The 14,544-nt window shown below is 69.7% G+C and carries 12 protein-coding genes; 9 read left to right on the top strand and 3 right to left on the bottom strand.

What is annotated here, in order from left to right:
• Positions 1 to 302: 302 nt before the first annotated feature.
• Positions 303 to 1,553, top strand: a complete 1,251-nt coding sequence (locus ACIBAG_RS17535) for a LacI family DNA-binding transcriptional regulator (protein ID WP_399105901.1) — start codon at positions 303 to 305, stop codon at positions 1,551 to 1,553.
• Positions 1,550 to 2,488 (top strand): carbohydrate kinase, encoded by a 939-nt coding sequence (locus tag ACIBAG_RS17530; RefSeq protein ID WP_399105899.1) that lies wholly within the window; start codon positions 1,550 to 1,552, stop codon positions 2,486 to 2,488. The genes ACIBAG_RS17535 and ACIBAG_RS17530 overlap by 4 nt, the downstream gene beginning before the upstream one ends.
• A 138-nt stretch (positions 2,489 to 2,626) precedes the next feature.
• Here the strand turns inward: ACIBAG_RS17530 and uvrA are convergent, their stop codons facing one another.
• Positions 2,627 to 5,683, bottom strand: a complete 3,057-nt coding sequence (uvrA, locus tag ACIBAG_RS17525; RefSeq protein WP_399105897.1) for an excinuclease ABC subunit UvrA — start codon at positions 5,681 to 5,683, stop codon at positions 2,627 to 2,629.
• 251 nt (positions 5,684 to 5,934) lie between these two features.
• Between uvrA and ACIBAG_RS17520 the strand changes: the two genes are divergently transcribed.
• The 5 genes from ACIBAG_RS17520 to ACIBAG_RS17500 all read left to right on the top strand — a co-directional run bounded on the left by ACIBAG_RS17520 (position 5,935) and on the right by ACIBAG_RS17500 (position 10,294).
• Complete coding sequence (locus ACIBAG_RS17520) at positions 5,935 to 6,618, top strand: maleylpyruvate isomerase family mycothiol-dependent enzyme (RefSeq protein WP_399105895.1); 684 nt, start codon at positions 5,935 to 5,937, stop codon at positions 6,616 to 6,618.
• A gap of 137 nt (positions 6,619 to 6,755) precedes the next feature.
• Positions 6,756 to 7,412 carry an MBL fold metallo-hydrolase gene (locus tag ACIBAG_RS17515; protein ID WP_399105893.1) on the top strand — a complete coding sequence of 219 codons (657 nt, stop codon included), beginning with the start codon at positions 6,756 to 6,758 and terminating at the stop codon, positions 7,410 to 7,412.
• Positions 7,413 to 7,725: 313 nt separating this feature from the next.
• Positions 7,726 to 8,610 (top strand): ABC transporter substrate-binding protein, encoded by an 885-nt coding sequence (locus tag ACIBAG_RS17510; protein WP_399105891.1) that lies wholly within the window; start codon positions 7,726 to 7,728, stop codon positions 8,608 to 8,610.
• Positions 8,607 to 9,527 (top strand): amino acid ABC transporter permease, encoded by a 921-nt coding sequence (locus ACIBAG_RS17505; protein ID WP_399105889.1) that lies wholly within the window; start codon positions 8,607 to 8,609, stop codon positions 9,525 to 9,527. The genes ACIBAG_RS17510 and ACIBAG_RS17505 overlap by 4 nt, the downstream gene beginning before the upstream one ends.
• Before the next feature lie 38 nt (positions 9,528 to 9,565).
• Complete coding sequence (locus tag ACIBAG_RS17500; RefSeq protein WP_399106328.1) at positions 9,566 to 10,294, top strand: amino acid ABC transporter ATP-binding protein; 729 nt, start codon at positions 9,566 to 9,568, stop codon at positions 10,292 to 10,294.
• A 67-nt stretch (positions 10,295 to 10,361) separates the two neighbouring features.
• Here the strand turns inward: ACIBAG_RS17500 and aroQ are convergent, their stop codons facing one another.
• Positions 10,362 to 10,835 carry a type II 3-dehydroquinate dehydratase gene (gene aroQ, locus ACIBAG_RS17495; protein WP_399105887.1) on the bottom strand — a complete coding sequence of 158 codons (474 nt, stop codon included), beginning with the start codon at positions 10,833 to 10,835 and terminating at the stop codon, positions 10,362 to 10,364.
• A gap of 103 nt (positions 10,836 to 10,938) precedes the next feature.
• Between aroQ and ACIBAG_RS17490 the strand changes: the two genes are divergently transcribed.
• Positions 10,939 to 11,985, top strand: a complete 1,047-nt coding sequence (locus ACIBAG_RS17490; protein ID WP_399105885.1) for a S66 peptidase family protein — start codon at positions 10,939 to 10,941, stop codon at positions 11,983 to 11,985.
• A 95-nt stretch (positions 11,986 to 12,080) separates the two neighbouring features.
• Positions 12,081 to 13,352, top strand: a complete 1,272-nt coding sequence (locus ACIBAG_RS17485; RefSeq protein WP_399105883.1) for an MFS transporter — start codon at positions 12,081 to 12,083, stop codon at positions 13,350 to 13,352.
• Between the two features lie 91 nt (positions 13,353 to 13,443).
• On the opposite strand, the gene ACIBAG_RS17480 is transcribed toward ACIBAG_RS17485, so the two are convergent.
• Complete coding sequence (locus tag ACIBAG_RS17480) at positions 13,444 to 14,544, bottom strand: calcium:proton antiporter (protein WP_399105881.1); 1,101 nt, start codon at positions 14,542 to 14,544, stop codon at positions 13,444 to 13,446.

Below are 14,544 nucleotides of genomic sequence, written 5' to 3'. Positions count from 1 at the left end.
CACAGGGAGGCGCTGTTCCCTGGTGCCCACTGCACGGCTCTGCAGAGCCGATCAATCAACCCTGAGTCCGGCGCCAGCTGATCCCGGCGCCAGCTGATCCCGGCGCGAACTGATTCCGGCACGGCCTGATCCCCGCGCACCCCGGTTGGGGAACACCATGACGCTCCCCTCTGCGGCGCGGGCGGGGACGTAAACGCTTGCGCAAACGTTTACGTCCGGCGGCGAATGAGATACCTTCCCGGCCAGAGAAACCGCCGCGCCCAGGGGAGGCGCATGTCACCGGCGAAACCGGAAGGGATCCGATGGCAACCATGGCCGACGTCGCGCGGAGCGCCGGCGTGTCCGTGGCGACCGTCTCTCATGTGCTGAACGACACCCGGCCGGTGCTGCCCCACACCCGCCAGGCGGTGCTGGACGCCATGGACGAGCTCGGCTACACGCCCAACACCCTCGCCCGTTCCCTGGTGACCTCCCGCACCCGGTCCATAGGGCTCGCGGTGTCGGCGATCAGCAACCCGTACTTCACGGAGATCCTCCAGGGCGTCGAGGCCGCGGCCCTGGAACACGGCTACAGCCTGCTGATCGCCGACCCGCACGACGATCCGGTGCATGAACGCAAGGTCGTCCAGCTCCTGCACGAACGCCGGGTGGACGGCATGATCGTCGCGCCTTCCGCCGACCCTCGCGAACTGGTCGCCTATCTCGGGCGCCACAAGGTACCGACCGTCCTCCTCGACCGGGTGGTCGACAGTCCGGCGGACGGCTCGCCGCGCTTCGACCAGGTCTGCGCCGACGGCGCCGAACCCGTGGCCCGGCTGGTCACCCATCTCGCGGAGCTCGGCCACCGGCGGATCGCCATGATCGCCGGTCTGCCCGGACTCAGCACCACCAGCGAGCGAATCACCGGATACCGGGAGGGGCTCGCAACGGCCGGGCTCGCCCCCGACGAAAACCTCCTGGTGCACGGCGACTCCGAGTCGGCCGGCGCCGAACAGGCCACCGCCGAGCTGCTGTCTCTCGCCTCGCCACCCACCGCACTCGTCACCGCCAACAACGCCATGACGATCGGCGCCCTGCGTGCCCTGCGCGACCGTGGTCTGTCCGTGCCCGACGACATCGCGTTGTGCTGCTTCGACGACTTCGCCTGGGCCGACCTGTTCTCGCCCCGGCTCACCGCCATAGCCCAGCCCAGCAGGGACATCGGCGCCGAGGCGGTCCGTGTGCTACTGGACCGCCTCGCCGCACCGGACCGGCCCGCCCGGACCGTGCGTCTGCCCTGCGCCTTCGTGCATCGCGCCTCGTGCGGTTGTCCCGAGCAGGCGCGGGGATCCCGGAGAACCGAGGGCCCCGAGGAACTCGCGAGGCCGGAGGTTCTGCCCGACGGGGCGGGCGCGGGGCGGCGCGGTGCCCCGGGCGCGGCACGCCGTCCCGCACCGGGCGGCGGCGCGGCGTCCGAGGAACCCCCGAGGTCGAGGGGTTCCGAGAGCATCGCGTCCCCGCCGTCCGACAGTCCCGAACAGCCCCAGACGTCCGTGAAAGGAACCGTCTCGTGATCGTCGTCGCCGGTGAGGCCCTGATCGACCTGGTACCGCAGGGCACGGGCGCCCTCGCGAGCCTGAAGCCGGCGCTCGGCGGCGGGCCCTACAACACCGCCGTGGCCCTCGGCAGGCTCGGCTCCGCCACCGCCTTCTGCTCCCGGACCTCCCATGACGCCTTCGGTGAAGCCCTGCTCGAGGGGCTGCGGGAGGCCGGGGTGGACGTGTCCGCCGTGCAGCGCGGTATGGAGCCGACCACGCTCGCGGTCGCCACCATCGACGAGAAGGGCTCGGCCGCCTACTCCTTCTATGTCGAGGGCACCGCCGACCGGCTCTTCACGGCGCCCCCGGAGCTGCCCGCACGGGCGCGCGCGGTCTCCTTCGGCACCTGTTCGCTCGTCCTGGAACCGGGGGCGAGCGCCTATGAGGAGTTGATGCGGAGCGCAGCCGCACAGGGAGTCTTCACCGCGCTCGACCCGAACATCCGGGCCGGACTTATCCCGGACCCGGACGGATACCGGGCGCGGTTCAAGAGCTGGCTGCCGTCGGTGTCGCTGCTCAAGCTCTCCGAGGAGGACGCACTCTGGCTGGGCGGCACGCCGCGCGAGTGGCTGGCCGCGGGACCTGCAGCCGTCGTGATCACTCAGGGCGGTGACGGGCTGACCGCCTTCACACGGGACGGTGCGGTGCACTCGGTACCGGGCGAGGAGGTCGACGTCGTCGACACGATCGGCGCGGGCGACACCGTGAACGCGGCCCTGTTGCACGGCCTGGCCGCCCAGGACGCCCTGTCCGCCGAGGCGCTCGTGGGACTGGGCGCCGACGGCTGGACACGGCTGTTGCGGTTCGCGGCGCGGGCTGCCGCGATCACCTGCTCCCGGGCCGGAGCAGAACCGCCGTACGCCTCCGAACTAGGGGACGTCCAGGAGGCGTTCTCTTTTCCGGTCCACTGATTTCCACTGTTGACGAGTCAAGGTCCGTCACGGCCGCCTGGATCGGGCGGCTGATGATCCAACGGACGGCGCCCCGCGGGGAGTTCCCACGGGGCGCCGCACTTTTCCGAATGTGTTCGGACTCGTTGCCCGCAGGCGTCAGGCCTTGCGGGCCCGGGTCGTCTTCCTCGCGGGCGTGGCCTTCTTCACGGCAGCCGCCTTCTTCGTGGCTCCGGCCGCCTTGTCAGTGGCCTTGTTGTTGACCGCCTTCGTGGTCCTGACCGTCGCCGTCTTCTTCGCCGTCGAACCCGCCGCCACCGTCTTCTTGGCCGCCGTCTTGCGCGGGGCCTTCACCGAGGCCGCGTCGCTGATCCGGTCGGCGCCGAGGATCTCGCGCAGGAACTTGCCGGTGTGGCTGGCGGGGACCGCGGCGATTGCCTCGGGCGTGCCCTCGGCGATGACGAGGCCACCGCCGGCGCCGCCCTCGGGGCCCATGTCCACGACCCAGTCCGCGGTCTTGATCACGTCGAGGTTGTGCTCGATGACGATGACCGTGTTGCCCTTGTCCACCAGGCCGGAGAGGACCTTCAGCAGCTTGCTGATGTCCTCGAAGTGCAGACCGGTGGTCGGCTCGTCGAGGACGTAGACCGTGCGGCCGGTGGAGCGCTTCTGCAACTCGCTGGCGAGCTTCACACGCTGTGCCTCGCCGCCGGACAGGGTGGTCGCGGACTGGCCGAGCCGGACGTAGCCGAGGCCGACGTCGTTCAGTGTCCTGAGATGGCGGTTGATCGCGGGGACGGCCTCGAAGAAGTCCATGGCCTCTTCGATCGGCATGTTCAGGACCTCGGAGATGGACTTGCCCTTGTAGTGGACCTCCAGGGTCTCCCGGTTGTAGCGGGCGCCGTGGCAGACCTCGCACGGGACGTACACGTCCGGGAGGAAGTTCATCTCGATCTTGATCGTGCCGTCGCCCGCGCAGTTCTCGCAGCGGCCGCCCTTGACGTTGAAGGAGAAGCGGCCCGGCATGTAGCCGCGGACCTTCGCCTCGGTCGTCTCGGCGAACAGCTTGCGGATGTGGTCGAAGACGCCGGTGTACGTCGCCGGGTTCGAGCGCGGTGTGCGGCCGATGGGCGACTGGTCGACGTGCACGACCTTGTCGACGAGGTCGTCGCCGTCCACGCGCGTGTGCCGCCCGGGGACGTTGCGCGCGCCGTTGAGCTCGCGCGCCAGGTGGGTGTACAGGATGTCGTTGACCAGCGTCGACTTGCCGGAGCCGGAAACGCCGGTGACGGCGGTGAACACGCCCAGCGGGAACGAGACGTCGATGTCCTGGAGGTTGTTCTCGCGGGCGCCGTGGACCGTGAGCAGCCGGGACGGGTCGTGCGGGCGCCGGATGTCGGGCAGCGGGATGGCCTTCTTGCCGGACAGGTACTGGCCGGTCTGCGACTCCGCGTTGGCGAGCAGTTCCTTCAGGGAGCCGCTGTGCACGACCTTGCCGCCGTGCTCACCGGCGCCGGGGCCGATGTCGACGACCCAGTCGGCGGTCTTGATGGTGTCCTCGTCGTGCTCGACGACGATGAGCGTGTTGCCCATGTCCCGCAGTCGGACCAGGGTCTCGATGAGCCGGTGGTTGTCGCGCTGGTGCAGACCGATGGACGGCTCGTCGAGGACGTACAGGACGCCGACGAGGCCGGAGCCGATCTGGGTGGCCAGGCGGATGCGCTGGGCCTCGCCACCGGAGAGCGTGCCCGCCGCGCGGTTGAGCGAGAGGTAGTCCAGGCCGACGTCGACCAGGAACCGCAGCCGCTCGTTGACCTCCTTCAGTACGCGCTCGGCGATCTTCTTGTCGCGGGCGTTGAGCTTCAGCTCGCCCAGGAAGTCCGCGCAGTCGCTGATGGACATCGCGGAGACCTCGGCGATCGACTTCTCCATGATCGTGACCGCGAGGACTATCGGCTTCAGACGGGTGCCCTCACAGGTGGGGCAGGGCACCTCGCGCATGTAGCCCTCGAAGCGCTCGCGGCTGGCGTCGCTCTCGGCCTCGCTGTGCCGGCGCTTGACGAAGGGGACGGCGCCTTCGAAGGGCGTCGTGTACACGCGCTCACGGCCGTACCGGTTGCGGTAACGGACCTCGATCTGCGTCTTGTGGCCGTGGAGCAGGGCCTTCTTGGCCCGCTGCGGCAGTCCCGCGAAGGGGATGTCCGTACGGAATCCGAGCGCGTCCGCGAGCGCTCCGATCAAGCGGCCGAAGTAGTCCTTGGTGTGGCCGTGCGACCAGGGGTGGATGGCGCCCTCGTCGAGCGACTTCTCCTCGTCCGGGACGATCAGCTCGGGGTCGACCTCCATGCGGGTGCCGATGCCGGTGCACTCGGGGCAGGCGCCGAAGGGCGAGTTGAAGGAGAAGGAGCGGGGCTCCAGCTCCTCGAAGGAGAGGTCGTCGTAGGGGCAGTACAGGTGCTCCGAGTACATGCGCTCGCGCTCGGGGTCGTCCTCGGGCAGGTCGACGAAGTCGAGCACGACCATGCCGCCGGAAAGGCCGAGCGCAGTCTCCACGGAGTCGGTGAGCCGGCGCTTGGCGGAGTCCTTCACCGTGAGGCGGTCGACGACCACCTCGATGGTGTGCTTCTCCTGCTTCTTCAGCGTGGGCGGGTTGGACAGCTGGATCGTCTCGCCGTCCACACGCGCGCGGGAGTAGCCCTTGGTCTGGAGGTCGGCGAAGAGGTCGACGAACTCACCCTTGCGCTCGCGCACCAGCGGCGACAGCACCTGGAAGCGGCTCCCCTCCGGCAGCTCCAGGACCCTGTCGACGATGGCCTGCGGCGACTGGCGTGAGATCGGGCGGCCGCACTGGGGGCAGTGCGGCTTGCCGATGCGCGCGAAGAGCAGACGAAGGTAGTCGTAGACCTCGGTGATGGTGCCGACCGTCGAGCGCGGGTTCCGTGAGGTGGACTTCTGGTCGATCGAGACCGCCGGGGAGAGGCCCTCGATGAAGTCGACGTCCGGCTTGTCCATCTGGCCGAGGAACTGCCGGGCGTACGACGACAGCGACTCCACGTAGCGCCGCTGCCCCTCGGCGAAGATGGTGTCGAAGGCCAGCGAGGACTTGCCCGACCCCGACAGGCCCGTGAAGACGATGAGCGAGTCGCGCGGGAGGTCGAGCGAGACATTCTTGAGGTTGTGCTCGCGCGCTCCACGGACGATGAGACGGTCGGCCACGCCGGTCCGCACCTTTCTTGAGAGAAGTGACAGGGGGGCGAGGCCCCCGTGCTTTCCCGGATTCGAGGCCCCCGTGCTTTCTCAGACTAGGGGGAGCCACTGACAACGCCGGTCGGATTCCCGGATGCGACAACAATCCCGGGCCATCCAGCATGCCCGACGCCACGACCGACCCTATAGCACGCGCATTCGATTTACGGCACCCGTTCACCACCTTCACCCAAAGGTGTGGCGGGGCTAATGTCAGCACCATGATTGATCACGCTCGTGACCTGGTGTCTGTACGTGAAGCGACCGATCGGCTGCTCAACGCAGCGGCCAAGCTGGACAACGCGTCGGTGGCCGAGCCGTCACGGCTCCCCGGCTGGAGCCGCGGCCATGTCCTCGCCCATATCGCCCGCAACGCGGACGCCCTCGTGAACGTCCTCGAAGGGCGCCCCATGTACGTCTCCGCCACCGCCCGGGACGCCGACATCGAGCGCGACGCCCCGCGCCCCCTGGACGTCCAGCTCACCGACGTGCGCGAGAGCGCGGCCCGCTTCCAGGACACGGGAGCGGCACCCGCCGACTGGTCGCGCACGGTGGAGCTGCGCAACGGCGTCACGGACGCGGCGGCCCGGGTGCCGTTCCGGCGGTGGGTGGAGGTGGAGCTGCACCACGTGGATCTCGGGATCGGGTACGAGTTGGAGGACCTGCCGGCGGAGTTCGTGGAGCGGGAGATCGACTTCCTCGCGGAGCGGTTCACCGGACACCCCGATGTGCCGCCGACCCGTCTCACGGACGGCACGCGCGCGTGGAGCACCGGCCGGGTGGGCGCGCCCGAGGTCACCGTCACAGGGTCCGCAGCCGACCTGCTGGGCTGGCTCGCCGGGCGCCGCGACGGATCCGGCCTGAGCGTGGCGGGAGGCGCGCTGCCGTCGCTTCCGCCGCTGTAGCACCTGGTGGCCGCTGGGCCCGTTTCCGCAGCCTGGAGGGGCGCTCGGCGGTCCCGGCACCCGGCGGCTCCTGGGCCGCTCCGCCTGCGCCGCGTCCGGCCGGCCCAGGGACCGCTCTGCCGCTATAGGCTGCCGACATGACCTACAGCGGACAGGTGACGGTCGGCGGTCCCGCCGACGTGCACGAGCTCAAGGACCTGATGATCACCAAGATCGCGGTCGGTCCGATGGACAACAACGCCTATCTGCTGCGCTGCCGGGCCACGGACGAGCAGTTGCTGATCGACGCCGCCAACGACGCGCACGCACTGCTCGGCATGATCGGCGACGACGGCATCGCGTCCGTCGTCACCACACACCAGCACGGCGACCACTGGCAGGCACTTGCCGCGGTCGTCGAGGCCACTGGCGCGCGCACCTACGCCGGACGCGACGACGCCGAGGGCATCCCGGTGCCGACCGACGTCCTGGTCGACGACGGCGACACCATCCGGGTAGGGCGCGTGGAACTCACTGCGCGCCACCTGGTCGGCCACACGCCCGGTTCGATCGCCCTCGTCTACGACGACCCGCACGGGCATCCCCATGTGTTCACCGGGGACTGCCTGTTCCCGGGCGGCGTGGGCAACACCCGTAAGGATCCAAAGGCGTTCGCCAGCCTGATCCACGACGTCGAGACGAAGATCTTCGACGTCCTGCCGGACGAGACCTGGGTCTACCCGGGACACGGCAACGACACGACGCTGGGCGCGGAGCGGCCGCATCTGCCGGAGTGGCACGCGCGGGGCTGGTGAGAACCAGGCCGGCGGCTACCGGCTGGTGAGCACGCGCGCCCCCGCGTACGCACCCCGTGTGAACCATTCACACGCGCCGGTGCCATGCGCGCGCTCCCGGCGGCCGTAGTTGCGCAGTCAACTGGAAGCAGCCCCGCCCAGGATGACGGCTCCTGAGCGGTACGGGCCGCCGGTCTCAAATCCCCGCCCTCGACCGGCGGCCCCGGCGACCGCCGTGGGAACTGTTCACAGGAACGCAACACCCGCTCCCACGATGCGGACATTCACCGTCGCGACCTCGACAAACACGACGATGTACTGTCAATCTCGCGCCATGCACCTTGCCCCTCGCGCGCTGCGCCGCGCCGTCGCCGTCGCAACGACCGCCCTCCTCGCCACCGCTCTCGGCTGCGCCCCGCAGCCGGAGGGCAAAGCCGCCGACACACCGTCGGGGTCGGCCGCGAACACCTGTGCCAAGGGCAAGTTGGCGACCAAGACCTCCGGCAAGCTGACGATCGCCACCGACGAACCGGCGTACGAGCCCTGGTTCAAGGACGACAAGCCCGCCAGCGGTGAGGGCTTCGAGTCGGCGGTCGCCTACGCCGTGGCGAAGCAGCTCGGCTACGACAAGAGTGCCGTTGTCTGGCAGAGCGTGCCGTTCAACAAGGCCTTCGCGCCCGGCGAGAAGACCTTCGACTTCGACATCAACCAGGTGTCCATCAGCGACGAGCGCAAGAAGGCCGTGGACTTCTCGTCCGGCTACTACGACGTCCGTCAGGCCGTCATCGCGCTGAAGGGCACCAAGGCCGCCGAGGCGAAGAGCGTCGCGGACCTGAAGGGCCTCAAGCTGGGCGCACAGGTCGGCACGACCAGTCTCGGCTACATCGAGGACGTGGTGAAGCCGACGCAGCAGGCCGCCGCGTACGCCAAGAACGACCAGGCCAAGTCCGCGCTGAAGAACGGCCAGGTCGACGCCATCGTTGTCGACCTGCCGACCGCTTTCTACATCACCGCGGCCGAGGTGACGGACGCGACGATCGTCGGCCAGTTCGAGAACCAGGGCGGTACACCGGAGCAGTTCGGGCTCGTGCTCGACAAGGGCAGCGCGATCACCGCGTGTGTGACGGCCGCCGTGGACACCCTGCGCGAGGACGGGACGCTGGCCGAGCTCGAGCAGCAGTGGCTGTCGGACGCGGTCGACGCCCCGGTGCTCAAGTGACGGTCACGAAGGAGGAATCCGGCCAGGAGGGCGCGGACGACAACGGCGGTATGCCCGGCGCCGGCGACGACGGTTACGTCCCCTCGCAACGACGTCTCGACCGCGAACGCTACAAGCGCGCCCGCGCCCGCCGCGCCACCGCAATCGCGTCGCTCTCCACCCTGGTCACCGGCGTCGTGCTCTATCTGGTCGTGGTCAACGCGCCGGGCTGGCCGCGCACCAAGGAGACATTCTTCAGCTGGGAGTACGCGCGCGAGGCGTTTCCCAAGGTCCTCGAAGGGCTCTGGCTCAACGTCCGGCTGCTGCTGATCTGCGGCGCCTGCGTGCTGGTTCTCGGGATGCTCATCGCCGTCGCCCGCACGCTGCGCGGCCCGGTGTTCTTCCCGCTGCGGGTACTGGCGGCCGCGTACACGGACTTCTTCCGGGGCCTTCCGCTCATCATCAACCTCATGATCGTCGTCCTCGGCGTACCCGCGCTGCGGCTCCAGGGCGTGACCGTCGATCCGGTGCTGCTGGGCGGTACGGCGCTTACGCTGACGTATTCGGCGTACGTCGCCGAGGTGTTCCGAGCGGGCATCGAGTCCGTCCACCCCTCGCAGCGCGCCGCCGCCCGCTCGCTCGGCCTCACCAACCGGCAGGCGCTGCGGCACGTCGTCCTGCCCCAGGCGGTACGCCGTCAGGTGCCTCCTCTGCTGAACGACCTGGTGTCGCTGCAGAAGGACACCGGTCTGGTGTCGATCGGCGGTGCGGTGGACGCCGTGCGGGCCGCGGACATCATCGTGGGCCGCAGCCTCAACTACACGCCGTACATCGTCGCGGGCCTGGTGTTCGTGGCGCTGACCATCCCGATGACCCGCTTCACGGACTGGGTGACGGCCCGGATGGACCGTCGGCGCGCCCAAGGAGGGGCCCTGTGAGCGACGCGAGCTCTCCGAGCGACGCACCTGTGCTGCGGATGGAGTCCGTCCGCAAGACCTTCGGCGGCTCGGTCGTCCTGCGGGACGTCGACCTGGAGGTCGCCCCGCACACGGTGACCGCGCTGATCGGCGCCTCCGGCTCCGGCAAGTCCATGCTGCTGCGGTGCGCGAACCTCCTGGAGGACATCGACGACGGCGCGATCTGGCTGGACGGCGAGGAGATCACCGATCCGCGCGTCGACCAGGACGCCGTACGGCGCCGTATCGGCGTGGTGTTCCAGGCGTACAACCTCTTCCCGCACATGACGGTCCTGGAGAACATCACGCTCGCCCCGCGCCGCGTGCACGGCGTCTCCCGCGCGGAGGCCGAGGCACGCGCGCGTGAGCTGCTGGAGCGGCTCGGGCTGGCCGACAGGGCGGGCGAGTACCCGGACCGGCTGAGCGGCGGCCAGCAGCAGCGCGTCGCGATCGTGCGCGCTCTCGCCGTACGACCCCGGCTGCTGCTGCTCGACGAGATCACCGCCGCCCTCGATCCGGAACTCGTGGGCGAAGTCCTCACCGTCGTCCGCGACTTGAAGGAGGACGGGATGACGATGGTTCTGGCCACCCATGAGATGGGATTCGCACGCGAGGTCGCCGACCAGGTTTGCTTTCTGGACGGAGGCGTGGTGCTGGAGCGCGGCACGCCCGAGCAGATCTTCGGCGATCCGCAGCAGGAGCGCACCCGGCGCTTCCTGCGGCGGATCGTGGAGGCGGGACGGCTGTAAGGACCGCCCGCCATGGCCGGCGGTCCTTACATCGAGGGCGCATGCCCGCCCGCCCCGCCTGCCGAGGTCAGGTGTCCGCCTGTCCCGCCCCCACCAGCGCCACGACCCGCTCCACCCCGAAGACGTATCCCTGCACTCCGCATCCCGCGATGACGCCGTCGGCGCGCAGGGAGACGTAGGAGTGGTGCCGGAACGACTCCCGCTTGTGGATGTTGGAGATGTGGACCTCCAACACGGGCAGCCCGTCACAGGTGTTGAGCGCATCCAGAATCGCCACCGACGTGTGCGAGTAGGCGCCAGGGTTGATCACGATCCCGCAGTGGTTCAGCCGTGCCTCGTGAATCCAGTCGACAAGCTCACCCTCGTGGTTGGACTGCCGGAAGTCGATCGTGCCGCCGTGTGCGGCCGCCGCCTTGGCGCACAGGGCCCTGACATCGTCGAGGGTCTCGGAGCCGTAGATCTCCGGCTGGCGCTGGCCGAGCAGGTTCAGGTTGGGGCCGTTGAGGATCATGATCGGGGCATTGGCCAGGGTGCGGGGCACGGTTCCTCCGGTCCGTTCGGGGTCGGCGGTCAGTCGAAGACCGCTGCTCGGACCCCGGTTTATCACGATGCATGGAGCACGCCAGGGGTCCTACGCTCCAGTCATGACCATGATCTCGTACCCTCCCAAGCCCTCCCCCGGCGATCGCATCGCCGTCATCTCCCCCGGCGCGGGCCTGCCCGGGCTCTTCCCGCGCCCCTTCGAGCTGGGCCTGGAGCGGCTGCGCAAGGACTACGAACTCGAACCGGTCGAGTACCCGGCGACCCGCAAGATGGGCTCGACGCCGCAGGAACGGGCCGACGACGTCCACGCCGCGTTCGCCGACCCCGATATCAAGGCGGTCATCGCCTCCATCGGCGGCGACGACCAGATCACCGTGCTGCCGCTGCTGGACCGGGAGTTGATCCGGGCGAACCCTAAGCCGTTCTTCGGAATGAGCGACAACACGAACCTGCTCATGTACCTCCGCAACACGGGGATCGTCGGGTACCACGGCGCGACCGTGATGACGGCACTGGGCCGCGCCGTCGCCATGGAGCCGTTGACCGCCGAATCATTGCGGGCCGCGCTGTTCACCTCCGGTGAGTACGAACTCCGGCCCGCCGAGCGCTGGAGCGACGTCAACCGCGACTGGGCCGACCCGGCGACCTTCGACGCGGAGCCGGAGACGCGGCCCGGCAGCGGATGGACGTGGGTGAACGACGACCGGGTGGTGGAAGGCCGCAGTTGGGGCGGCTGCCTGGAGATCCTCGGCTGGCTCCTGATGGCCGACCGCGAGATCGCCCGCGACCTCTCCGAGTACGACGGCGGAGTGCTGCTCCTGGAGACCTCCGAGGAGATGCCGAGCGGCACCGAGGTCTTCCGCATCTTGCGGAACATGGGCGAACGCGGCCTGCTGCGGCGCTTCTCGGCGCTGTTGATGGGCCGGGCGAAGACCTGGTCCTTCGAGCGCCCCAACAGCCCGGAGGAGGCCGCTCGTTACGCCACCGAGCAGCGCGAGGCCGTACTGCGGGCCATGCGCACATATGCCCCCGACACGCCGATCGTCTTCGACGTGGACTTCGGCCACACCGACCCACAACTCGTCATTCCCTACGGCGGCCTCGTTCGCGTCGACGGCCCCGCCCGGCGCATCACCGTCACGTACTGACGAAGCCCGGGCGCGCCCACGCGCCCCCGTAACCCGTGGTCACCGTGGGTAGTTGACGCAGCATGCACGAACTACGCACCGTAAAGGCGCCCTCCATGCTGCGGCTCGCGGGCGCCTCGCTCGCCGGGACGGCCATCGAGTTCTACGACTTCTTCGTCTATGGGACCGCGGCGGCGCTGGTCCTGGGGCCGCTGTTCTTCCCGACGTTCTCGCCGGTCGCGGGAACCCTGGCCGCCTTCGCGACGTTCGGCGTGGGCTTTGTGGCGCGGCCGCTGGGGTCGGTGCTGTTCGGGCACATCGGTGACCGCCACGGCCGCCGCCCCGTCCTCGTCGCCTCACTGCTGCTGACCGGCGCCTCCACGGTCGCGGTCGGCTGCGTACCGACGTACGACACGATCGGTGTGCTCGCTCCCCTCCTGCTGCTCGTACTGCGCTTCCTGCAAGGGCTCGGTCTGGGCGGCGAGTGGGGCGGGGCGGTGCTGCTGACGGTGGAGCACGCGCCCGCCGACCGGCGCGGTCTGTGGTCGAGCTTCCCGCAAGTCGGACCCGCGCTCGGCTTCCTGCTCGCCAACGGGGTGGTGCTGGGGCTGTCGGCGACACTTTCCGAGGCGCAGTTCGCGGCGTGGGGATGGCGGGTTCCGTTCTGGGCGGCCGGTGTGCTGGCCGTGGTGGGGCTGTGGCTGCGGTCGTCGCTCGCCGAGAGCCCTCGGTTCCTCGAAATCGACGACCACGCGCGCGTGCCGCTCGCAGAAGTGGTGCGCGACCACTGGCGGCTGGTGCTGCTGACCGCCGGGGCGCTCGCCATCGGATACGCGATCTTCTACGCGGTGACGACCTGGTCCCTCGCATATGCCACGGAGCGGCTGGGCGTGGACCGCAGCGTCATGTTGACCTGCATCATGGCCGTTGTGCTGGTGAAGGGCTCGCTCACACCGGTGGCGGCGGTGCTCGGCGACCGGTACGGGCGGCGGCCCCTGACCCTGATCGGATGCACTGCCGCCGCTCTGTGGATGTTCCCGATGGTCGCGCTCCTCGCCACGGGCGAGCCGTTGCTGATGTTCGTGGGCTTCCTCGGGGCGATGCTCGCGTTCATCACGATGTTCGCCGTGATCGCCGCGTACCTGCCGGAGCTGTACGAGCCCCGGGTGCGCTGCACGGGCGCAGCGGTGGGCTACAACCTCGGCGGCGTTCTCGGAGGTGCGCTCACGCCGATCGCGGCTACGGCGCTCGCCGAGCAGGGCGGTCGGGTGCCCTGGGGTGTAGGGGCGTATCTGACAGGGATCGCGCTGCTCAGCCTGACGTGCTTCGCGCTGCTGCCTGAGACACGTCCGGTGCCGACTGCGGCGGCGGAGCCCGCCACCGGGTGACGGGTTCCGGACAGACGACGGGCCACGGTGGGTCGGTGACCTGCGGATAGATGGTCACCACCGATGGGCGGCGATCACGGATGGACGGAGGCTACGGATTGATCGCGAGCTCCAGATACGCCGCGAACAGCACCAGGTGGACGCCGCCCTGCAGCGGTGTCGCCCGCCCCGGTACGACCGTCAGCGAGCTCACCACCACTGTCAGGGCGAGCAGCACCATGTGGGTGGGGCCGAGACCGAGGACGAGCGGGCCGGAGAGCCAGATGGAAGCCAGGGCGACGGCGGGAATGGTCAGGCCGATGCTGGCCATCGCCGAACCGAGCGCGAGGTTGAGGCTGGTCTGCACGCGGTCACGGCGGGCGGAGCGCAGCGCGGCGATCGTCTCGGGAAGCAGCACCAGCATGGCGATGATCACGCCGACGACGGCGTGGGGCAGGTCGGCGGCCGCCACTCCGGACTCGATGGTGGGTGACACCCCCTTGGCCAGGCCGACCACGCCGATCAGGGCCAGGCCGAGCAGCCCCAGGCTGATCAAGGCAGTGCGGGCGGAAGGCACGTCGGCGTGGTCGTCCGCGGTGACCACCTCTCCCTGCCGGGTGATGGGCAGGAAGTAGTCGCGGTGCCGCACGGTCTGGGTCGCCACGAACAGGCCGTACAGGATCAACGAGGAGATCGCGGCGAACGTCAGCTGCACGCTGGAGAATTCCGGCCCGGGCTTGCTCGTCGTGAACGTCGGCAGCACCAGGCTGAGCGTGGCCAGGGTGGCGACGGTCGCGAGCGCGGCTCCCGTGCCCTCGGGGTTGAAGACCGCTGTACGGTGCCGCAGCGAGGCGACCAGCAGGCTCAGGCCGACGATGCCGTTGCAGGTGATCATCACGGCCGCGAAGACCGTGTCCCGGGCGAGGGTGGAACTCTTGTCGCCGCCGTCGGCCATCAGGGTCACAATCAGGGCGACCTCGATGATCGTCACGGCGACGGCGAGGACGAGGGAGCCGAAGGGTTCGCCGACCCTGTGGGCGATGACTTCGGCGTGGTGTACGGCGGCGAGGACGGCCCCCGCGAGGACCAGTGTCACCAGCGCGACGACCGCGCCGGGCAGGTCCCGTCCCCAGGTGAACACCAGCAGGACGACTGCGAGCACTGGCACGAAGGACGTCCACCGGGTCGTGAGCGGCCTGAGCCGAGCGATCAT

The sequence above is a fragment of the Streptomyces sp. NPDC051243 genome (assembly GCF_044455405.1).
In the GTDB taxonomy this organism is placed as follows: Bacteria; Actinomycetota; Actinomycetes; order Streptomycetales; family Streptomycetaceae; genus Streptomyces.
Note: the sequence above shows the minus strand (reverse complement) of the source record. Positions and strands in the feature narration are given on the sequence as shown.